Raw genomic sequence first — 19,416 nt, forward strand, 5'->3', positions numbered from 1 at the left:
CTTGTATGACCCCCAAGCCGCCCGAATCGACCGGACCCGAGGCCGACGACCTCGCCGCCGTCGTGGCGCTGCGAGAGCTCGCCGACCGCCTCGAAGACGCCGCCGTCGAACGCGCCATGCGCACCGGCTGGAGCTGGAGCCAGGTGGCCGAGGCGCTCGGCGTCACCCGACAGGCCGTGCACAAGAAGCACCATCGGCGACTCGAGCTCGCCGGCATCGAACTGAGGAGGCGAAATGCCTGACCGCCTGAACGACGAGGCACTCGACCTGACCCTGAAGCAGGTCATCATCAGCGCGGTCGACGAGGCGACCCGCCGCGGTGCGCCGAGCGTCGAGGCCGAGCACCTGCTGCTCGCGATCGCCGCCGGCCAGGATGCCGCGGGGCGCACGCTCGCCGAGTTCGGCCTCGACCACGCCGGCGTCGACGCGGCCCTCCGCAGCGAACGCGAGCGATCGCTCCGCGCCGCCGGCATCGAGCCCGTCGCCGAGGAGCGGCTCCTCGCGACCCGGCAGTCGCGCCCGCGCTGGGGAGCGACGGTGCGCGAGGCGCTACGGCGTGCCGACTTCTCGGCGCACCGCGGCCGTCGCCGCGCCGAGCGCGAACGGCTGGCCGTCGCCGACGCGCTCATCGGCATCCTGCGCTCCGACCTCGGCACCGTGCCACGTGCGCTCGCCTACGCAGGAGTCGACCGCGACGCGCTCGTCGCGCAGCTCGAGTCGGTCTCGTCCGACCGGGAGGCCTGACGATGGAGCGCGCGACGAGGTCGGTCGATCGCCCCGTGATCGAGGTCGACGACCTGCGCATGCGGTACGGCGCGGTCGACGTGCTGAAGGGCGTGTCCTTCGAGGTGCGTCGGGGCGAGGTCGTCGCCCTGCTGGGGCCGAACGGGGCCGGTAAGTCCACCACGATCGAGATTCTGGAGGGCCTGCGGGCACGCTCGGCCGGTCGCGTCGAGGTGCTCGGCGTCGACCCCGCCCGTGGCGGCGAAGTCTGGCGCGCCCGGACGGGCATCGTGCTGCAATCGTGGCGGGACCACGCGAAGTGGCGGGTCCGCGAGCTGCTCGCGTATCAGGGCTCGCTCTACGCCCGGTACGCCACCGAACGGATGCCCCGCCCGTGGGACGTCGACGACCTGCTCGAGGCGGTCGGCCTCTCGGACCACGCCGGACGGAGGCTCTCCTCGCTCTCGGGTGGCCAGCGACGCCGTCTCGACGTGGCGGTCGGCCTCGTCGGCCGACCCGAACTGGTGTACTTCGACGAGCCGACCGCCGGCCTCGACCCGCAGGCGCGCCGGGACTTCCACGACCTGGTCCGTCGCGTCTCGCGCGAGCTCGACATGACGGCCCTCATCACGACGCACGATCTCGCCGAGGCCGAGCAGCTCGCCGACCGCATCATCATCCTCACGCAGGGCCGGATCATCGCCGACGGCACCGCCGAGGAGCTGGCGCGACAGATCGTGGGCGCCGACGAGGTGCGCTGGGTGCAGGGCGGCGACCGTCGCACCCGGTTCGTCGCCGACTCGACGGCGTTCGCGCGCGAGCTGCTGCTCGAGCACGGCACGGCGGTCAGCGCGCTCGAGATCCGTCGCGCGTCGCTGGAGGACACGTATCTCGCACTGGTCCGCGAGGCCGAGGCCGCCGCGATGACCGCGGACGAGCGCGAGTTCGAGGGGGCGGCGCGATGAGCACCGGGATCGCAGGAGTCCGCGCGGGGTTCGCGCGGGGCATGATCGAGCTCCGACTCGCGTTCAGCGGCGCGGAACTCGTCGGCCAGCTGCTCTGGCCGGTGGCCACGCTGGTCGCCGTCTTCCTCCTCCGCGACGTCCCGATCGGCCCCGACTACACGCTCGACACCTTCATCCTGCCGGGAGCGCTCGGCATGTTCGTGGCGCTCGGCATGCTGCTCGTCGTGCAGCAGCTCGCCGCCGACCGCGAGGACGGCTCCCTGCTGCGTGCGAAGGTCACCCCGAACGGCATCCGCGCCTACCTGATCGGCAAGCTCGTGCAGATCTCGGCGACGATCCTCGCCTACCTCGCGATCATCCTCCTCCCGGGGCTCGTCTTCGTCGACGGGCTCGACACCGGCCGGCCGGGGTCGTGGCTGACCTTCACGTGGGTCCTCGCACTCGGCCTCGTCGCGACCCAGGCCATCGGCGTCTTCGTCGGGTCGTGCGTGTCGACCTCGCGAGGCGCGGGCTACGTCTCCCTGCCGGTCCTCGGACTCATCGCGATCTCGGGCATCTTCGCGCCGATCACCGCGTTGCCCGAGTGGCTGCAGTGGGTCGCGCAGGCGTTCCCCGTGTACTGGCTCGGCCTCGGCATGCGCTCGGCACTGCTGCCCGACTCGGCGGCCGCGATCGAGCTCCACGGTTCATGGCGACCGGTGGAGACGGCGGTGGTGCTCGGAGCGTGGAGCGTCGTGGGACTCGTCCTGGCGCCGATCGTCCTCCGGCGGATGACCCGGCGCGAGTCGGGTTCGCGCGTCGCCGCGCGTCGCGAGCGGGCCCTGCAGCGGCTCGGCTAGGGCCCGCCCGCCCGCGTCGCGCCTAGCGCAGCGTCTTGCGGCTCGTGATCTGCCCGGTGTCGAAGCCGAGCAGGTGGAGCCCGCCGTGGAAGCGCGCGTGCTCGACCTTGATGCAGCGGTCCATGACGACGGTCAGGCCCTGCTCCTCGCCCGAGTACGCGGCCTCCTGGTTCCAGATGCCGAGCTGCACCCAGATGGTCTTCGCGCCGACGGCGACGACGTCGTCGATGACGCTCGGGATGTCGCTGCCGCGGCGGAACACCACGACGATGTCGGGCACCTCGGGGAGGTCCTTCAGGCTCGCGTACGCCGGCTGCCCGAGGATCTCGGTCTCCATGGGGTTCACGAAATAGAGCCGGTAGTCGCTCGACTGCTGCAGGTAGGTGCCCACGAAGAAGCTCGAGCGCTGCGGCTTCGGCGAGGCGCCGACGATCGCGACCGACTTCGCCGCGTTCAGGATGCGCAGGCGCGCCTTCGCGTCGGGGCCGACCCAGGTGCGCTGCGAGTGCAGCAGCTTCGCGAGGGGCGAGGAGGCGGGCAGCTCGCAGGAGAGCCCGTTCGCGAAGCGGACCGTCTCGAGCGAGTCGGTCGCGGTCTCCGCGGCGGCATCCGTGCTGAGGGCGTCGGTCATCGCGTGCCTCCGGTCGCGGCGCTGAGCGCCTGGTCGAGATCGTAGATGATGTCGTCGGCATCCTCGATGCCGACCGAGAGCCGCACCACGCCCGGCGCGACGCCCGCGTCGACGAGCTGCTGCTCGGTGAGCTGCGCGTGCGTCGTCGAGGCGGGGTGGATGATGAGGGTCTTCGCGTCGCCGATGTTCGCGAGGTGCGAGGCGAGGTTCACGTTCTCGATGAGCGCCTGGCCGACGGCCCGGCCGCCCTTCACCTCGAAGCTGAACACCGAGCCCGGGCCCTTCGGCAGGTACTTCTGCGCGCGCTCGTGGTGCGGGTGGTCGGGGAGGCCCGCCCACAGCACCCGCTCGATGCGCGGGTCCTCGGCGAGCCAGTTCGCGACGGCGCGGGCGTTGTCGACGTGCGCCTGGATGCGGTACGGCAGCGTCTCGACGCCCTGTGCGAGCAGGAACGCGGAGTGCGGCGCGAGCGAGGGGCCGATGTCGCGCAGCTGCTCGGCGCGGAGCCGCGTGAGGAACGCGTACTCGCCGAAGTTGCCCGACCACTCGAGGCCGCCGTAGCTCGGCACCGGCTGCCCGAAGAGCGGGAACTTCTCGGAGTGCCAGTGGAAGCGGCCCGACTCGACGACGACGCCGCCGAGGGTGGTGCCGTGGCCGCCGAGGAACTTCGTCGCCGAGTGCGTCACGAGGTCGGCGCCCCACTCGATCGGGCGGTTGAGGTAGGGCGTCGCGATCGTCGAGTCGACGATGAAGGGGATGCCGTGCGCGTGCGCGACGTCGGCGAGCGCCTCGAGGTCGGCGATCTCGCCCGAGGGGTTCGCGATGGTCTCGACGAAGAGGGCCTTCGTGTTCTCCTGGATGGCGGCGGCGTAGTCGGCCGCGTCAGAGCTCGCCACGAAGGTCGTCTCGACGCCGAAGCGGCGGAGCGTGACATCCAGCTGGGTGATCGAACCGCCGTAGAGGTTCGCGCTGGCGACGATGTGGTCGCCGGCGCCCGCGAGCGAGGCGAAGGTGATGTACTGCGCCGAGAGGCCCGAGGCGGTCGCGACGGCCCCGAGGCCGCCCTCGAGGCTCGCGACGCGCTCCTCGAAGCTCGCGACCGTCGGGTTCGCGAGGCGCGAGTAGATGTTGCCGTACTTCTGCAGCGCGAAGCGCGCCGCCGCGTCGGCGGTGTCGTCGAAGACGAACGCGCTCGTCTGGTAGATCGGCAGCGCGCGGGCGCCCGTCACCTGGTCGGGGATGTTGCCCGCGTGGATGGCGCGGGTCTTGAAGCCGTATTCGCGGTCTGCCATGCGGGCAACGCTACGCGCGCGGCGGGGTGGATCCGGTGCGATTCGTAACGCGGGGCAACGCACGCTCGCGGATCCTTCGCGCGCGCGGTGCGCGCGGCGCCTTCGCGTTCTCTAGGCTCTTCTGGTGATCGATCGGCATTCCGCCCCGTGGACTCGGGCACTCGGCTCCGGGATCGGCGCGCCCGCAGCACGGGGAGTCGCGGGTGTCTGAGGGCGAGGACCGGTTCGCGCACGGGCTGGTGATCGGCCGATTCCATCCGTTGCACGCCGGGCACTCCAGCCTGATCACGAGCGCGCTGCGCGCCTGCGACCGCGTCACGGTCGAGGTGCTCGGTTCGAGCGGCGAGAGGATCCCGCTCGACGCACGCGCCGAGTGGGTCCGTGAGGAGCATCCGACCGCGAGGGTCGTCGCCGCCGTCGACGACACTCCCGTCGACTTCGACTCGGATGCCTCGTGGGAGGCGCACACCGCCCTCATCGCGACGCTCGCGGCGGGCCCCGTCGACGCGGTGTTCACGAGCGATCCGTACGGCGCCGAACTCGCCGGCCGGCTCGGCGCCGAGTGGGTGCAGGTCGACCCCGGCCGGGTGCTGAACCCCGTCTCGGGCACCGCGGTGCGCGCCGATCCGTGGGGGCTCTGGCACGAGCTCGCCCCGGCCGCCCGCGCGCACCTCGCCGCCCGCGTCGTCGTGGTCGGTGCCGAGTCGACCGGCACGACGACGCTCACGGCGGCGCTCGCCGAGGCGCTCGGCACCGACTGGGTGCCCGAGTACGGCCGTGAGTACTCCGAGGCGCGCGAGGGCGGTCCCGCGGGCCCGTGGCGCAGCGACGAGTTCGACCTCATCGTCGACCGCCAGCTCGCGCTCGAGCAGACGGCCCTGCGCCGGGTGCCGGTGCCGGTGCTCGTCTGCGACACCGACGTGCTCGCGACGGCGATCCTGCACGAACGGCACGTCGGACACGAGGCGCCCCGCCTCGTCGCCAGGGCCGCGTCGCATCGGCCCGTGCTCTACGTGCTCGCGGGCGACGAGATCCCGCTCGCCGAAGCGGGCGCGGGCGACGGCGGGGGACCGCGCAGGGCCGTGCAGCAGCGCTTCCGCGACGCGCTCGCCGCGAGCGGCGTGCCCTGGCTCGAGGTGCACGGCGACGTCGAGGACCGGGTCGCCCGGGCGCTGCCCGCGATCCAGTCGGCGCTGCGCGACCACCTCGCGTCCGTCGCGCCGCTCGAGGGGCGCCCCGCGGCCGAGCCGCCGGACGTTACGGTGGGCGAATGATCCTCGAGCATGCGCTCCTCCCCGTCGTCCCCGGCCGCGAGGCGGAGTTCGAGTCCGTGTTCGCCGAGGCGAAGCAGATCATCTCCTCGATGCCCGGGTTCGTCGACCTGACGCTCTCTCGCTCGATCGAGACGCCGAACGAGTACCTGCTGCTCGTGCACTGGGAGAGCGTCGAGGCGCACGAGCGGGGGTTCCGCGGCTCGCCCGAGTACGAGCGCTGGCGGGCGCTGCTCCACGGGTTCTACGAGCCGTTCCCGGTGGTCGAGCACTTCGCCCTCGTGCACAGGGCGTGATCAGGCACGCTTGCTAACCTGATCGCAGGTCGTGAGAGACGACCACCGGACGAGGGCACCCAGTACCCGGACATGACGACTGGCTCAAGGAGTGAACAGTCATGGCATGGGTCATCCTCATCGCGTCGGGCGTGCTCGAGGCCGTCTGGGCCACCGCGCTCGGCAAGTCCGAGGGCTTCACGAAGCTCTGGCCGTCGGTCGTCTTCGGCGTCGCGATCGTGCTCTCGATGGGCGGGCTCGCCTGGGCGATGCGCGACATCTCGATCGGCACCGCCTACGCGGTCTGGGTCGGCATCGGTGCGGCGCTCACCGTCATCTGGTCGATGATCACCGGCGATTCGGATGTCTCGTGGGTGAAGATCGCCCTGCTCATGGGCCTCGTCGGCTGCGTCGTCGGCCTGAAGTTCGTCGACGGTGCCGGCCACTAGTCCCGATCATGTAAAGAATGCTTGACATCGTGTCTGCTTCGGTTGACACTGGATGTCAAGCATTCTTGACATCTGGGCAAAGGGGTTCGACCATGTCGTACGAGGAGAAGGGCACCTGGCAGTACCTGGTCATCGCCGTCGTCGGCTACGCCGTGTACCTGTCGCTGATCGTGCCCCGGTTCGCCGGAGGCGCCGCGGTCGGCGACGTCGACTACGTGCCGGCCATGCTCTGGACCATCGGCGGCGCGATCGTCGTCGCGATCGTGCTGCGCATCGTCGTCGAGATCTTCGTGCCGAGCGACAGCACCAGGGGAGACGTGCGCGACCGCGACATCGATCGCCTGGGCGAGCGGGTGGGCAGCTGGTTCGTGGTCGCCGGGGCGTTGGGCGCACTCGTGCTCGCAATGCTCGAGGCCGAATGGTTCTGGATCGCGAACGTCGTCTACCTGTGCTTCGTGCTCTCGGCGGTCGTGTCGAGCGTCACGAGGCTCGTCGCCTACCGCAGGGGGGTGCCGGCGTGGTGAAGCCGACGCGGGTCACGAACGACGTGCGTGCGCTCCGGTTCCGGCAGGGCGAGATGACCCAGGCCGAACTCGCGAAGCGCATCGGGGTGACCCGCCAGACCGTCATCGCCATCGAGCAGGGCCGCTACTCGCCGTCACTCGAACTGGCGTTCCAGATCGCGAGGGTGTTCGGGGTCGGCCTCGACGACGTGTTCGGGTACCCCGAGGAGGGGGAGTGACCATGCGCACCGTCATCGTGGACCGATACGGTCCGCCCGAGGTCGCCCGCGTCGCCGAGGTGCCGGCGCCCGAGCCCGGCGCCGGCGAGGTCCGGGTGCGGGTCGCCGCATCGGTCGTCGGCGCTGCCGACGCCGCCATGCGGTCGGGGCGACCGCGTATGGTCCGGCTCGCGGCGGGGCTCCGGCGCCCCCGCAATCCGGTTCCCGGAGGGGACTTCGCCGGCGTGGTCGACGCACTCGGCGTCGGCGCGACGCGGTTCGCGGTGGGCGACCGCGTGCACGGCACGCTCGCGCCCGGCTCCGGAGCGAACGCCGAGTCCGTCGTGATCGCCGAGGACGCCGCGGTCGCGCCGACGCCCCCCGGCCTCGATGACGCCGAGGCGGTCGCGATCGTCGACGGATTCCTCACCGCGCTCCCGTTCCTGCGCGACCTCGGTCGGGTCGGCGAGGGCGACGAGGTGCTCGTCGTCGGCGCCGCCGGCTCGGTCGGGTCCTCCGCCGTGCAGCTCGCGCACGCCTTCGGCGCCCGCGTGACCGCCGTCACGAGCACGTCGCACCTCGAGCTCGTTCGTTCCCTGGGCGCCGACGTCGTCATCGACCGCACCGCGGGTCGCCCGCAGGACGCGGCGGTGGCGGCAGCCCCGACCGCTGCCGCACGTGGCCTGGGCGGCGCTGCCGGCTACGACGTCGTGTTCGACGCGGTCGGCGCGTGGGGATTCGGCTCGGCCCGGTCCCTGCTCCGCCCTCGGGGCGTCTATCTCACGACCGTGCCCGACCTCGCGGTGATGCTGCTCGCGGGCCCGACCGCGCTGCTGCGCCGACGCCGGGCCGCGATCGCCTTCACCGGGCTCCGGAAGGCCGCGGCGAAGCGCGAGGACCTCGGACTCCTCGGCAGGCTCGTCGCCGAGCGCCGGTTCCGGCCCGTGATCGACTCGGTGCTGCCGCTCGACCAGGTCGCGGAGGCCTACCGGCGGGTCGACGGCGGGCGCAAGGCGGGGGCCGTGGTGCTCGTCAGCGGGTGAGTCCGCCGCGTCACTGCTCGGCGGCCGGGTTCCAGGCGAGCGCCACCCAGATGACGAGCGCGTTGAAGCCGAAGCTCACGACGATGAGCACGTTGTCGTAGAGGCCCTTGTAAGGCAGGCCCGACAGGTTGAACACCACGAGCGCGGCCGAGACGATGACCGTGATCCACTTGAGCGGCGTCGCGGGCACCATGAGCGAGACCGTGATCATGACGATCGGCACGAGCATGATGAGCGCCGCCAGCAACCACATCCAGCTCGCGGCCGCCTTGTCGGCGATCTTGCCCGGCTCGGCATCGCCCGAGAAGATGCGCAGCACGTCGCCGAGCAGGTAGACGAGCATGAGCGAGATCCAGCCGCCGGCGAGGATGATGCGGGTCGGGTCCATGGTCAGGCGGCTTCCTCGGCCGAGCCGGCACCCGCGCCCGCGGGCTCCTGCGGGTGCAGCACGAGGTTGCCGACCTTGCGGCCCGAGTCGACGCGCGCGTGCGCCTCGGCGAGGCGGTCGAGCGGCATCGTCTCGTCGATGACGACCCGCAGCGCGCCGGTCTCGACGAGGTCGAGCAGAGTCACGAAGTCCTCGGCCCGTTCGGGGGAGGTGCCCGTCTTCACCGGGCCGCGGGCGGTGATGATCTCGCCGAGGCTCGCGACGGCGAGCAGCAGCCGCCCGCCCTCGGCGAGGAGCGGTCGCCCGGTCGCCGGGCTCAGCGCGCCCACCGTGTCGAAGACGACGTCGAAGCGCTCGCCGTGCGACTCGAGCGATTCGAGCGGCGTCGCGTGGTAGTCGACGACCCGGTCGGCGCCGAGCGCGGTGACGAGTTCGGCGTTCCGTGCGCTCGTGACGGCCGTGACCCGCGCGCCGAAGCGCTTCGCGAGTTGCACGGCGTTCGTGCCGACCGCGCCCGAGGCGCCGACGACGAGCACGTGCTCGCCCGGCCGCACCGCGGCCTTGTCGCGCAGGTAGTGCAGCGCCGTCGCGCCGCCGAACAGCACCCCGGCCGCGTCGTCGAACGACACCCCGTCGGGGATGCGCGCGAGCCGCGAGGCGGGTACCGCGACGAGTTCGGCGTGCGCGCCCATGCGGGCGCCCGTCATGCCGCAGACGCGGTCGCCGACGGCGAACCCGGATGCCACGGCGCCGGTGCCGCCCGCGTGCGGGGCGCTGCCCGTGGCATCCGCACCGATCGCCTCGACGACCCCCGCGAAGACGACGCCGAGCACCTTGGCGCGGGGGCCGGTCAGGCCGAGCGCGAGCTTGCCCGGCACTGCGAAGCCGCGTGGGAAGCGTGCGCCGCGGATGCGCGCGTCGCCCGAGTTGACGGTCGCCGCCATGACGCGCACGAGCGCCTCGCCGCGGCCCGCGACCGGATCGGGCACCGTTTCGATCCGCACGGCCGACGGCGGGCCGTAGCGCTCGACCACTCCTGCACGCATGCTGCTCCCTTACACCTGTAAGTCCCTGTGGCGTTCACGATAGCCTTACAGTCGTAAGGACGCAAGCATCGGTGGAGGACGGAGTCGGAATGGCCCAGCGCACCCCGCTCAGCCGCGAGCGCATCATCGCCGCCGCGATGCAGGTCGCCGACGACGGCGGCCTCGCCGCCGTCAGCATGCGCAGCGTCGCCAAGGCGCTCGGCGCCGAGGCGATGTCGCTCTACCATCACGTCTCGGGCAAGGAGGAACTGCTCGATCTCCTCGCCGACGCGGCGTTCGACGAGATCCCGCTGCTCGAGGTCGGCACGCCGTGGCGCACCGCGATGACCTCGCGCGCCGACATCATGCGCGCCGTGCTCAAGCAGCACTCCTGGGCGCTCGGCCTCCTCGAGTCGCGCTCGAATCCCGGACAGGCCGTCATGCGGCACCACGACCGCGTGCTCGGCGTGCTGCGGCACGACGGCTTCGACCTCGCGCTCGCCGCTCACGCCTACTCGGCGCTCGACGCCTACATCTACGGCTTCGTGCTCACCGAGCTCAACCTGCCGTTCACGCCCGACGTGGGCGCCGACGCCTTCGCCGAAGGGCTCGAGCTGCCCGCCGAGGAGTACCCGCACCTCGCCGAGATGCTCGAGCAGATGGTGCTCGGGCACGACTACGACTACGGCGACGAGTTCGGCTACGGACTCGACCTCGTGCTCGATCAGCTCGAGCTGCGCCTCGTCGGGCAACTCGGCCGAACCGGGCTGCACCCGTGAACCGCGCTCAGCCCCAGCTCGGCAGCCAGAAGTGCAGCTGGCGCAGCGTCGGGGTGATCGGCACGCCCGTCCAGATCGGGTAGTAGAACGCCGAGACGAGCAGCACGACGGCGAGGAACACCGCGACGATCGCGAGCCCGCGCGTTCGCGCCCACCGCTCGTCGCCCGGCCTGCCCGCGATCATCCCGAGCACGAAGACGAGCGCGAGCACGAGGTAGGGCTCGAAGGCGATCGAGTAGAACTGGAACACGGTGCGGTCGAGGTAGCCGAGCCACGGCAGGTAGCCCGCCGCGAGGCCCACGAGGATCACGCCGGCCTGCCACTCGCGATACCGCGCGACGCGGTAGACGAGGTAGAGGGATGCCGCGGCGGCCGCCCACCAGATGAGCGGGTTGCCCACCCCGATGATCGAGGAGACGAGCCCGCTCGAGGAGTCGTCGGAGTAGTACATGTTCGTCGGCCGGATCATGAGGAGCCACGTCAGCGGGTTCGACTGCCACGGGTGCTCGCTGTGCACGCCCACGTGGTAGTCGTACGCGGAGACGTGGTAGTGCCAGAGGCTCTGCAGCGAGCCCGGCACCCACGCGAACAGGCCGGTCGCCGCGTTGCCGGCCTCCTCGGCCCAGTGACGGTAGTAGCCGCCGTCGGTCGTCAGCCAGCCCGTCCACGAGGCGAGGTACACGACCGCCGCCACCGGGACGAGCAGCACGAACGTCACCGGCGCCTGCTTCAGCAGTCCGCCCGTGAGCCAGAACGGCACCCGGGCCCGTCGCCGCGCGACGATGTCGACCACGACGAGGTAGATGCCGAACGCCGCGAGGAACCAGAGCCCCGACCACTTGACGGCGGTCGCCGCACCGAACGCGGCGCCCGCGGCGATCACCCAGGGCCGAGACCACAGCGCCGGTCCGTAGTGCGGGTCGCGGCCGGACGCCCACGCCTCGGCGAGCCGGGCGTCGAGCGCCCGCTCGGCGTGCGCGCGATCGAGCAGCACGAACCAGAAGCCGAGCAGGGCGAAGAGCATCACCCAGTTGTCCAGGAGCGCGACCCGCGACATCACGATCGCGTTGCCGTCGACCGCGAACAGGAGGCCCGCGGTGACCGCGAGCGCGGTGGAGGAGAACAGCCGGCGTCCGACGAGCGTGATGAGGAACACGGCGATCGTGCCGGCGAGCGCCGTCGTCGCGCGCCACCAGAACGCGTCGCCCGCGCCGAACGCGGCCATGCCGAGCCCGATCATCCACTTGCCGAGCGGCGGGTGCACGACATACGAAGGCTCGTCGAGGTAGAGGTTCGTGTCGCCCGCGGCGAAGTCGGCGTCGGCGCCCTCGGGCCATCGCGACTCGTAACCGTTGTTGATGAGCGTCCACGCGTCCTTCACGTAGTACGTCTCGTCGAAGACGATCTGCTGCGGATGCCCGAGGTTCCAGAAGCGCAGCACGGCGGCGATGAGCGTGACGAGGATCGGGCCGCCCCAGTACCAGAGCCGGCGGCGGGCCGACGTCGACATCTGCCGGGACCACCAGTCGTCGAGTCGGGAACCCGTGGGCTCCACCGACGCGTCGACACTCATGCGCCCAACACTAGGACAGACTTGAAGGCATGATCATCCTCGCGGCGACGCCCATCGGCAATCTCGGGGACGCCTCGACGAGGCTCAGGGAGGCGCTCGAGGCCGCGACGGTGATCGCCTCGGAGGACACCCGCGTGACGCAGCGCCTCATCGCCGCGCTCGGCATCGCGAACCGCCCCCGCCTCATCGCGCTGCACGAGCACAACGAGCGGCAGAAGGCCGACGAGCTCGTCGAGCTCGCCCGCGAGCACGACCTCCTCGTGCTGAGCGACGCCGGCATGCCGACCGTCTCCGACCCGGGCTTCCCGCTCGTCGCCGCGGCGGCGGCGGCCGGGGTCCTCGTGACGGTGATCCCCGGCCCCTCCGCCGTCGTGACCGCGCTCGCCGTGTCGGGACTGCCGACCGACCGGTTCGCGTTCGAGGGGTTCCTGCCGCGCAAGGCCGGCGAACGCTCTCGCCGGCTCGCCGAGCTCGCGGGCGACCGGCGCACGCTCGTCTTCTTCGAGGGACCGTCGCGGCTCGCGCCGAGTCTCGAGGCGCTCGCCGAGGCGTTCGGCGCCGACCGTCCGGCTGCGGTCTGCCGCGAGCTCACGAAACTCCACGAGGAGGTTCGCCGCGGCGCCCTCGGCGAGCTCGCCGACTGGGCCGCCGCGGGCGTGCGCGGCGAGATCGTGATCGTCGTCGGCGGGGCCGGCGAGACCGCGGTCGACCCCGAGGGCGCGCTCGAGCGCGTGCTGGGGCTCGCCGCGTCGGGCACCCGCCTGAAGGACGCGGCCGCGCTCGTCGCCGCGGAGACCGGACTCGGCAAGCGCGACCTCTACGAGGCGGCGCTCGCGCACCGCCAGCGGCCCGTCGAGTAGCCCCGACGTCGGCGCACGGACGCGCCCGCGCATCTTCGGCGACGAGGGCCGAGCGGCGCAACCCCTGTCGCTCACCCCCGAACGGGGGGAGAATGGGGGCATCGCCCGACATTGGAGGTGCGAGATGGATGCCACGCGCGGAACGCACGGAGGCGGCGCGCACGCCGTCCGATTCGCCGAGTACGGCGGGCCCGAAGTGCTGCGGGTCGACGAGGTGCCGGTGCCCGAACCACAGGCGGGCGAGGTGCTCGTCGAGGTCTTCGCCGCCGGGCTCAACCCCGCCGACAGCGCCGCGAGGCGCGGCGAGCACCCCGACCGCTGGCCCGTCGAGTTTCCCGCCCGTCAGGGCAGCGACCTCGCGGGGGTCGTGCTCGCGACCGGACCCGGCGTCGCACGATTCGCCCGTGGCGACGAGGTGATGGGCTTCGTCGCCCGGGGCGCGCAGGCGAGTCACGTCGTCGTGCCCGAGCAGCAACTGCTGCCGAAGCCGCCCGGGCTCTCCTGGGAGGTCGCCGGTTCGCTCCACTTCGCCGGCACCACCGCGTGGAACGCCGTCGAGGGCCTCGCGCTCGGACCCAACGACACGATCGTCGTCACCGCGGCCGCGGGCGGGGTCGGCTGCCTCGCCGCCCAGTTCGCGAGGATCCGCGGGGCGACCGTCATCGGCACCACCACCGAGGAGCGCTTCGACTTCCTGCGCCAGTTCGGCGTGATCCCCACGGGGTACGGACCTGGGCTCGCCGAGCGTGCGACGGCGATCGTCGAGGCGACCGACCACGCGCGACCCGTCACGGCGTTCCTCGACTTCCTCGGCGGCGAGACCGCCGCCGCGCTCGCGCTCGGGGTGCCGCGCTCGCGCATCCTCACCGTGCTCGACCAGAGTGCCGTCGAGGCGAGTCAGGCCGTCGAGCTGGGGGCCGGAGACGTCGTCGCGCTCGGCCGCGTCGCCGCACTCGTGTCGGCTCGGCGCGTCCGCCTCCCGATCGCCGACGTGTTCCCGCTCGCCGAGGTCGCCGACGCCTACCGGTCGCTCGACCGACGCGACGCCCCGGGCAAGATCGTGCTCGGCTTCCGAGTGGTCGAGTACCCGGGCCAGCGGGTGCGCGAGCCCGCGATCAAGGAGCAGGACGTCACGCTCGGCGTGCCCACCCCGCACGAGCACATGGAGGTCGCCGAAGCGGTGCCGCCCGCGATCGGCGACGGGAGCGTGCGCCGGCGCCGTCGTGAGCGCCGGGCCGAGGAGGAGGCGCACCGCGGATAACGCGAACGCGGCGGCATCCGCGCGCGGCAATAGGGGGTGAGCCCGAAGCCTCGGCGGTAATGGTGCTCAGCGCGCGTGAGGTTGAGCAGGTCTCGTCGGGTGAGCCCGAAGCCTCGGCGGTAATGGTGCTCCGTGCGCGTGAGGTTGAGCAGGTCTCGTCGGGTGAGCCCGAAGCCTCGGCGGTAATGGTGCTCCGCGCGCGTGAGGTTGAGCAGGTCTCGTCGGGTGAGCCCGAAGCCTCGGCGGTAATGGTGCTCCGTGCGCCCATAAGATTGAGCGCATGGCCGAAGCCTCCTCGTTCTACATCACCACGCCCATTTTCTACGTCAACGACGTGCCCCACATCGGGCACGCCTACACCGAGGTCGCCGCCGACGTGCTCGCACGCTGGCACCGGCAGGCCGGTGACGACACGTGGATGCTCACGGGCACGGACGAGCACGGCCAGAAGATCCTCCGCACCGCGACCGCGAACGGCGTCACCCCGCAGGAGTGGGCCGACAAGCTCGTCGCCGACGCCTGGATCCCGCTGCTCGAGACCGTCGGCATCGCGAACGACGACTTCATCCGCACGACCGACGCGCGCCACGAGGCGAACGTGCAGAAGTTCCTGCAGAAGCTCTACGACGACGGCCACATCTACACGGGCGAGTACGAGGGGTACTACTGCGTCGGCTGCGAGGAGTACAAGCAGGAGTCCGACCTCGTGCCGGGCGCCGGCGAGTACGAGGGCCAGCTCGTCTGCGCGATCCACTCGAAGCCGGTCGAGCTGCTGCACGAGAAGAACTACTTCTTCCGCACCTCGGCGTTCGCCGAGCGCCTCCTCGCCCTCTACGAGGAGCGCCCCGACTTCGTGCAGCCCGAGTCCGCCCGCAACGAGGTGCTCGGCTGGGTGCGCTCGGGGCTCGCCGACCTCTCGATCTCGCGGTCGACCTTCGACTGGGGCGTCAAGGTGCCGTGGGACGAGACCCACGTCGTCTACGTCTGGTTCGACGCGCTGCTCAATTACATCACCGCGGTCGGCTACGGCCAGGACGACGAGGAGTTCGCCCGCCGCTGGCCGGCGCAGCACATCGTCGGCAAGGACATCCTCCGCTTCCACGCCGTGATCTGGCCGGCCATGCTGATGGCCGCCGGCCTCGAGGTGCCGAAGGGAGTGTTCGGCCACGGCTGGCTGCTCGTCGGCGGCGAGAAGATGTCGAAGTCGAAGCTCACGGGCATCGCGCCCGAGCAGATCACCTCGACGTTCGGTTCCGACGCGTTCCGCTACTACTTCCTCCGGGCGATCGCGTTCGGCCAGGACGGCTCGTTCTCGTGGGAGGACCTGTCGGCCCGCTACCAGGCCGAGCTCGCGAACGGCTTCGGCAACCTCGCCTCGCGCGTCGTGGCGATGATCACGCGCTACTGCGACGGCGCCGTGCCGACCGCCGGCGCCCTGCAGCCCGCCGACATCGAGATCGCCTCGGTCGAGCGCCGGGCGACGGAGGCCTCGTGGCAGGCGATCGACCGACTCGCGATCCACGAGGCGATCGGCGCCGCGTGGGAGCTCGTCGACGCCCTGAACGGCTACCTCACCGCCGAAGAGCCCTGGGCGCTCGCGAAGGACCCGGCCAACCGCGAGCGGCTCGAGACGGTGCTCGCGACCGCGTACCGCGGCCTCGGCACCCTCGCCGTGCTGCTCTCGCCCGTCACGCCCGTCGCGGCGGCGAAGCTCTGGACGGCGCTCGGCGCGCCCGGCACCGTGCAGCAGGCGCGCATCGACCGTGCGCACGAGGCCGAGCTCGGCGAGCGGGTCGCACCCCTCGAGGCGCTCTTCCCGCGCGTCGAGGTCGCGGAGTAGCGGGTGACGCCCGAGTACCCGCCGCTGCCCGAGGCGCTGCCCGTCCCGGTCTACGACAACCACACCCACCTCGAGCCCTCCGACGAGGCGCCGCCCGGGCGCCCCGACACCCTCCTCGACGTGCACCAGCACCTCGAACGGGCGGCCTCCGTCGGGGTCGCGGGAGCTGTGCAGGTCGGCACCGACGTCGCCACCAGCCGCTGGTCGGCCGAGCTCGCCGCGCGCGAGCCGCGGCTGCTCGCCGCGGTCGCGCTGCACCCCAACGAGGCGCCCGAGCTCGCGGCATCCGGTTCGCTCGACGAGGCGATCGCCGTGATCGACGAGCTCGCCGCGCAGCCGCGCGTGCGCGCGGTCGGCGAGACGGGGCTCGACTTCTTCCGCACCGGCGCGGAGGGGCGCCCCGCGCAGTTCCTCGCGTTCGAGTCGCACATCGACATCGCGAAGCGGCACGGCGTCGCGATGCAGATCCACGACCGCGACGCGCACGACGAGGTCGTGGCGACGCTGCGCCGGGTCGGTGCGCCCGAGCGCACCGTGTTCCACTGCTTCTCGGGCGGCGAGGAGCTCGCGCGCATCGCCGCCGACGAGGGCTGGTACTGCTCCTTCGCGGGCAACGTGACGTTCAAGAACGCCGAGAACCTCCGCGACGCCCTCCGGGTGCTGCCGCGCGAGCTCATCCTCGTCGAGACCGACGCGCCGTACCTCACCCCGGTGCCGCTGCGCGGGCGGCCGAACGCGCCGTACCTCGTGCCCCACACCGTCCGCTTCATGGCCGAGACGCTCGGGGCCCCGCTCGACGAGTTCTGCGCCGAGCTCGCGTCGAACACGCTCGCCGTGTACGGCTCATGGGAGGATGACCCCGTGCAGGGGGCGACGACGAGGGGCGACGGGGCGTGAACGCGCACCGCCACGAGGCCGAGAGCGACGGCCCCGGCGCCCAGCCGCGCCTGCTGGGGCCCGCCGAGATCCGCGACCTCGCCGAGCTCCTCGGCGTGACGCCGACGAAGAAGCTCGGCCAGAACTTCGTGCACGACGGCAACACGGTGCGGCGCATCGTGCAGACCGCGGGCGTCGAGCGCGGCGAGACCGTGCTCGAGATCGGGCCGGGGCTCGGCTCGCTGACCCTCGGCCTCCTCGAAGCCGGCGCCGACGTCATCGCCGTCGAGATCGACAAGCGGCTCGCCGCGCAGCTGCCTCATACTGCTGGCATCATGCAGCCGGGCACGTCGCTGACGGTCGTCACCGAGGATGCGATGCGCGTCACCGAACTTCCGGGGGCCCCGGTCAGGCTCGTCGCGAACCTCCCGTACAACATCTCGGTGCCGGTGCTGCTGCACCTGCTCGAGCACTTCGACTCGCTGCGGTCGGGCATCGTCATGGTGCAGGCGGAGGTCGGCTATCGGCTCGCGGCCGAGCCGGGGTCGAAGGTCTACGGCGCCCCGAGCGTGAAGGCCGCCTGGTACGGGCACTGGCGCACCGCGGGGCAGGTCTCGCGAATGGTGTTCTGGCCGGTGCCGAACGTGGATTCGGTGCTCGTCGGCTTCGAACGTGCGGAGGCTCCCGGCTCGGAGGCCGAGCGCGTCGCGACGTTCGCGCTCGTCGACGCCGCCTTCCAGCAGCGCCGCAAGATGCTCCGCCAGTCGCTCTCGGGCGTGCTCGGCGGCGGTTCGGCCGCAGCGGCGGCGGTGCTCGAGGCCGCGGCGGTCGATCCCCAGGCGCGCGGCGAGCAGCTCGTCGTCGACGACTTCCTCCGCATCGCGCGGGCGGCGCAGGCGTAGTCCGCGCCCTCGCGCGGGCGGCGAGTCGCAGGACGATCCGACCCGGATGCGGGATTCCGCCCGCGTGCCGCTGGAAACCTCCTTCGACTCGCCACGCGTGCAGGGCTCCGATGCGTTCGTCGCGCCGGGTAGCGTGGTCGCATGGCGAGTGAGACCGTGGGATCGAACACCGACGGGGTCGGCGACGACGCCGTCGAGGCGGCGACCGGGCAGCCGCGCGAGGTGTGGTTCGCCCGCCTCGACGAGGCCGGCGCGACGACGTGGACGCACAAGGCCGTCGCGACGTGGCTCGTCGCCGAGCACGGGGTCGACCCCTGGTGGGCGCAGAACGTGACGGTGGCCTACGAGCAGGCGCGGGGCATCCGCCGGCCGGGGCAGCGGCAGGACGGCAGTTACGAGGCGAGCGTCACCCGCTCGGTCGACCTCGAGAAGACGGCGGCGCTCCGCGCGCTCGCCGGCGTCGTCGAGGCGGCGCTCGGCACGGCGCCGCTCGCCCTCAACCTCACGGCGAAGCATCCGACGGCCCGTTTCCCGCTCGACGGCGGCGAGTTCGTGCTCGCCTCGTCGAGCGACCGGCCGGGCGGTCGCTCGTCGATCGGCCTGACGTGGGGCCGCATGCCGGGCGACGAGCGCCTCGCCGAGGTGAAGGCCCGCATGCGCGGATGGCTCGCCGAGGTCGGGTGAGGCGTCGTGGCCGGGAAGCCGTCGGGTAGCGTGGTGGCATGACGATCGCCTGGGCCGACGAGGCAGTGCATGTTCGGGCGCCCGGCAAGATCAACCTCTTCATGCGCGTGGGCGCGGTGCAGCCCGACGGCTATCACGACGTGGCGACCGCGTACCAGGCGGTCTCGCTCTATGAAGACGTGCGGGCGTGGCCCGACGACGAGTTCAGCGTCACGTTCGGCGGCAGCGTCGACGTGTCGGCCCTGCCGACCGACGGCTCGAACCTCGCGATCAAGGCGGCCAAGCTGCTCGCCCGCACGGCCGGGGTCCCCGGCGGCGTGCGCCTCGAGGTCGAGAAGCACGTGCCCATCGCGGGCGGCATGGGCGGGGGCTCCGCGGATGCCGCGGCGACCCTCGTGGCCTGCGACGCGCTCTGGGGCACCGGCCTCTCGAAGGAGGAGCTGCACGCCCTCGCCGCGAAGCTCGGCGCCGACGTGCCGTTCGCGCTGACCGGCGGCACGGCCATCGGCACCGGTCGCGGCGACCGGCTGAGCCCCGCGCTCGCGACCGGATCGTTCCACTGGGTGCTCGCGGTGGCCGAGTTCGGGCTGTCGACGCCCGGCGTCTACCGCGAACTCGACCGCCGCCGCGATGCGCACCCCGAGCTCGATCCGGGTGACGCGACCCCCGCGGTCGACACCGAGGTGCTGCAGGCGCTCCGCGCGGGCGACGCGCGGATGCTCGCCGCGGCGCTCCACAACGACCTCCAGGCGGCGGCGCTCGGGCTCGCCCCCGGGCTCGGCGGCATCCTCGAACTCGGCGAGGCGAACGGCGCACTCGCCGGCCTCGTCTCCGGCTCGGGGCCGACGGTCGCGTTCCTCGTCGACGACGCGGACTCGGCCATCGAGCTGCAGGTGGCCCTGTCGGCCGCCCGGCTCAACGCCCTGCACGTGCACGGCGCCGTGCACGGGGCTCGGCTGCTGCGGTCCTGAGCCCGCCCGCGGCGGCGGCCGACGGGTCGCCCGGCTAGGCTCGTCAGG

Annotated in this window: 23 protein-coding genes; 18 read left to right on the plus strand and 5 right to left on the minus strand. The window is 72.4% G+C overall.

Translation table 11 applies throughout. From position 1 onward, the window contains the following. Positions 1–5: 5 nt before the first annotated feature. The 4 genes from ACFVAJ_RS19585 to ACFVAJ_RS19600 are packed head-to-tail and all read left to right on the plus strand — an operon-like array spanning position 6 to position 2,527. Positions 6–242 (plus strand): helix-turn-helix domain-containing protein, encoded by a 237-nt coding sequence (locus ACFVAJ_RS19585; RefSeq protein WP_376947147.1) that lies wholly within the window; start codon positions 6–8, stop codon positions 240–242. After that, the gene (locus ACFVAJ_RS19590) at positions 235–744 is read left to right on the plus strand and encodes a Clp protease N-terminal domain-containing protein (protein ID WP_376947149.1); all 510 of its coding nucleotides are present in this window, start codon (positions 235–237) and stop codon (positions 742–744) included. The genes ACFVAJ_RS19585 and ACFVAJ_RS19590 overlap by 8 nt, the downstream gene beginning before the upstream one ends. Positions 745–746: 2 nt before the next feature. Continuing rightward, the gene (locus ACFVAJ_RS19595; protein WP_376947150.1) at positions 747–1,688 is read left to right on the plus strand and encodes an ABC transporter ATP-binding protein; all 942 of its coding nucleotides are present in this window, start codon (positions 747–749) and stop codon (positions 1,686–1,688) included. Then, on the plus strand, positions 1,685–2,527 hold the full coding sequence (locus tag ACFVAJ_RS19600; protein WP_376947151.1) for an ABC transporter permease: 843 nt from the start codon (positions 1,685–1,687) through the stop codon (positions 2,525–2,527). Before ACFVAJ_RS19595 ends, ACFVAJ_RS19600 begins: the two co-directional genes overlap by 4 nt. Positions 2,528–2,549: 22 nt before the next feature. Here the strand turns inward: ACFVAJ_RS19600 and ACFVAJ_RS19605 are convergent, their stop codons facing one another. Next, positions 2,550–3,158 (minus strand): CoA-binding protein, encoded by a 609-nt coding sequence (locus tag ACFVAJ_RS19605; protein WP_376947153.1) that lies wholly within the window; start codon positions 3,156–3,158, stop codon positions 2,550–2,552. Beyond that, complete coding sequence (locus ACFVAJ_RS19610; protein ID WP_376947155.1) at positions 3,155–4,450, minus strand: O-acetylhomoserine aminocarboxypropyltransferase/cysteine synthase family protein; 1,296 nt, start codon at positions 4,448–4,450, stop codon at positions 3,155–3,157. The genes ACFVAJ_RS19605 and ACFVAJ_RS19610 overlap by 4 nt, the downstream gene beginning before the upstream one ends. A 203-nt stretch (positions 4,451–4,653) precedes the next feature. Between ACFVAJ_RS19610 and ACFVAJ_RS19615 the strand changes: the two genes are divergently transcribed. The 6 genes from ACFVAJ_RS19615 to ACFVAJ_RS19640 all read left to right on the plus strand — a co-directional run bounded on the left by ACFVAJ_RS19615 (position 4,654) and on the right by ACFVAJ_RS19640 (position 8,209). Continuing rightward, complete coding sequence (locus ACFVAJ_RS19615; protein ID WP_376947157.1) at positions 4,654–5,724, plus strand: AAA family ATPase; 1,071 nt, start codon at positions 4,654–4,656, stop codon at positions 5,722–5,724. After that, entirely contained in the window at positions 5,721–6,017 is a 297-nt protein-coding gene (locus ACFVAJ_RS19620; protein ID WP_376947159.1) for an antibiotic biosynthesis monooxygenase family protein, read from the plus strand. Before ACFVAJ_RS19615 ends, ACFVAJ_RS19620 begins: the two co-directional genes overlap by 4 nt. A 101-nt stretch (positions 6,018–6,118) precedes the next feature. Then, on the plus strand, positions 6,119–6,445 hold the full coding sequence (locus ACFVAJ_RS19625) for a DMT family transporter (protein WP_376947161.1): 327 nt from the start codon (positions 6,119–6,121) through the stop codon (positions 6,443–6,445). Positions 6,446–6,537: 92 nt separating this feature from the next. Beyond that, positions 6,538–6,969, plus strand: a complete 432-nt coding sequence (locus tag ACFVAJ_RS19630; RefSeq protein WP_376947163.1) for a hypothetical protein — start codon at positions 6,538–6,540, stop codon at positions 6,967–6,969. Then, positions 6,963–7,187 (plus strand): helix-turn-helix transcriptional regulator, encoded by a 225-nt coding sequence (locus tag ACFVAJ_RS19635; RefSeq protein WP_376947165.1) that lies wholly within the window; start codon positions 6,963–6,965, stop codon positions 7,185–7,187. Before ACFVAJ_RS19630 ends, ACFVAJ_RS19635 begins: the two co-directional genes overlap by 7 nt. Positions 7,188–7,189: 2 nt before the next feature. Further along, positions 7,190–8,209 (plus strand): NAD(P)-dependent alcohol dehydrogenase, encoded by a 1,020-nt coding sequence (locus ACFVAJ_RS19640; RefSeq protein ID WP_376947813.1) that lies wholly within the window; start codon positions 7,190–7,192, stop codon positions 8,207–8,209. Positions 8,210–8,219: 10 nt separating this feature from the next. Here the strand turns inward: ACFVAJ_RS19640 and ACFVAJ_RS19645 are convergent, their stop codons facing one another. Both ACFVAJ_RS19645 and ACFVAJ_RS19650 read right to left on the minus strand, forming a co-directional pair. Continuing rightward, positions 8,220–8,597, minus strand: a complete 378-nt coding sequence (locus ACFVAJ_RS19645) for a hypothetical protein (protein ID WP_376947167.1) — start codon at positions 8,595–8,597, stop codon at positions 8,220–8,222. Between the two features lie 2 nt (positions 8,598–8,599). After that, positions 8,600–9,643: an NAD(P)-dependent alcohol dehydrogenase gene (locus tag ACFVAJ_RS19650; protein ID WP_376947169.1), complete on the minus strand. Its 1,044-nt coding sequence runs from the start codon at positions 9,641–9,643 to the stop codon at positions 8,600–8,602. Positions 9,644–9,732: 89 nt separating this feature from the next. Here ACFVAJ_RS19650 and ACFVAJ_RS19655 point away from each other — a divergent pair, with 89 nt between their 5' ends. After that, positions 9,733–10,401, plus strand: a complete 669-nt coding sequence (locus ACFVAJ_RS19655; RefSeq protein ID WP_376947171.1) for a TetR/AcrR family transcriptional regulator — start codon at positions 9,733–9,735, stop codon at positions 10,399–10,401. A gap of 7 nt (positions 10,402–10,408) precedes the next feature. Here ACFVAJ_RS19655 and ACFVAJ_RS19660 read toward each other — a convergent pair whose 3' ends face one another. Beyond that, positions 10,409–11,974: a dolichyl-phosphate-mannose--protein mannosyltransferase gene (locus tag ACFVAJ_RS19660; protein ID WP_376947173.1), complete on the minus strand. Its 1,566-nt coding sequence runs from the start codon at positions 11,972–11,974 to the stop codon at positions 10,409–10,411. Positions 11,975–12,003: 29 nt separating this feature from the next. Between ACFVAJ_RS19660 and rsmI the strand changes: the two genes are divergently transcribed. The 7 genes from rsmI (at position 12,004) to ACFVAJ_RS19695 (ending at position 19,368) form a co-directional block, all read left to right on the plus strand. Beyond that, entirely contained in the window at positions 12,004–12,834 is an 831-nt protein-coding gene (rsmI, locus tag ACFVAJ_RS19665) for a 16S rRNA (cytidine(1402)-2'-O)-methyltransferase (RefSeq protein ID WP_376947175.1), read from the plus strand. Between the two features lie 124 nt (positions 12,835–12,958). Continuing rightward, positions 12,959–14,095 (plus strand): NADP-dependent oxidoreductase, encoded by a 1,137-nt coding sequence (locus ACFVAJ_RS19670; RefSeq protein WP_376947177.1) that lies wholly within the window; start codon positions 12,959–12,961, stop codon positions 14,093–14,095. A 280-nt stretch (positions 14,096–14,375) separates the two neighbouring features. Further along, a complete protein-coding gene (gene metG, locus ACFVAJ_RS19675) occupies positions 14,376–15,935 on the plus strand; it encodes a methionine--tRNA ligase (protein WP_376947179.1) in 1,560 nt (519 codons plus the stop codon). A gap of 3 nt (positions 15,936–15,938) precedes the next feature. Then, complete coding sequence (locus ACFVAJ_RS19680) at positions 15,939–16,832, plus strand: TatD family hydrolase (RefSeq protein WP_376947181.1); 894 nt, start codon at positions 15,939–15,941, stop codon at positions 16,830–16,832. Further along, positions 16,829–17,713: a 16S rRNA (adenine(1518)-N(6)/adenine(1519)-N(6))-dimethyltransferase RsmA gene (gene rsmA / locus ACFVAJ_RS19685; RefSeq protein WP_376947183.1), complete on the plus strand. Its 885-nt coding sequence runs from the start codon at positions 16,829–16,831 to the stop codon at positions 17,711–17,713. The genes ACFVAJ_RS19680 and rsmA overlap by 4 nt, the downstream gene beginning before the upstream one ends. A 141-nt stretch (positions 17,714–17,854) precedes the next feature. Continuing rightward, positions 17,855–18,397, plus strand: a complete 543-nt coding sequence (locus ACFVAJ_RS19690) for a hypothetical protein (protein ID WP_376947185.1) — start codon at positions 17,855–17,857, stop codon at positions 18,395–18,397. A gap of 38 nt (positions 18,398–18,435) precedes the next feature. Then, positions 18,436–19,368, plus strand: coding sequence for a 4-(cytidine 5'-diphospho)-2-C-methyl-D-erythritol kinase (locus ACFVAJ_RS19695; RefSeq protein WP_376947187.1), 933 nt, complete (start codon positions 18,436–18,438; stop codon positions 19,366–19,368). Positions 19,369–19,416 lie beyond the last annotated feature (48 nt).

It is taken from the genome of Agromyces sp. NPDC057679 (genome assembly GCF_042799635.1).
Classification (GTDB): Bacteria; Actinomycetota; Actinomycetes; order Actinomycetales; family Microbacteriaceae; genus Agromyces.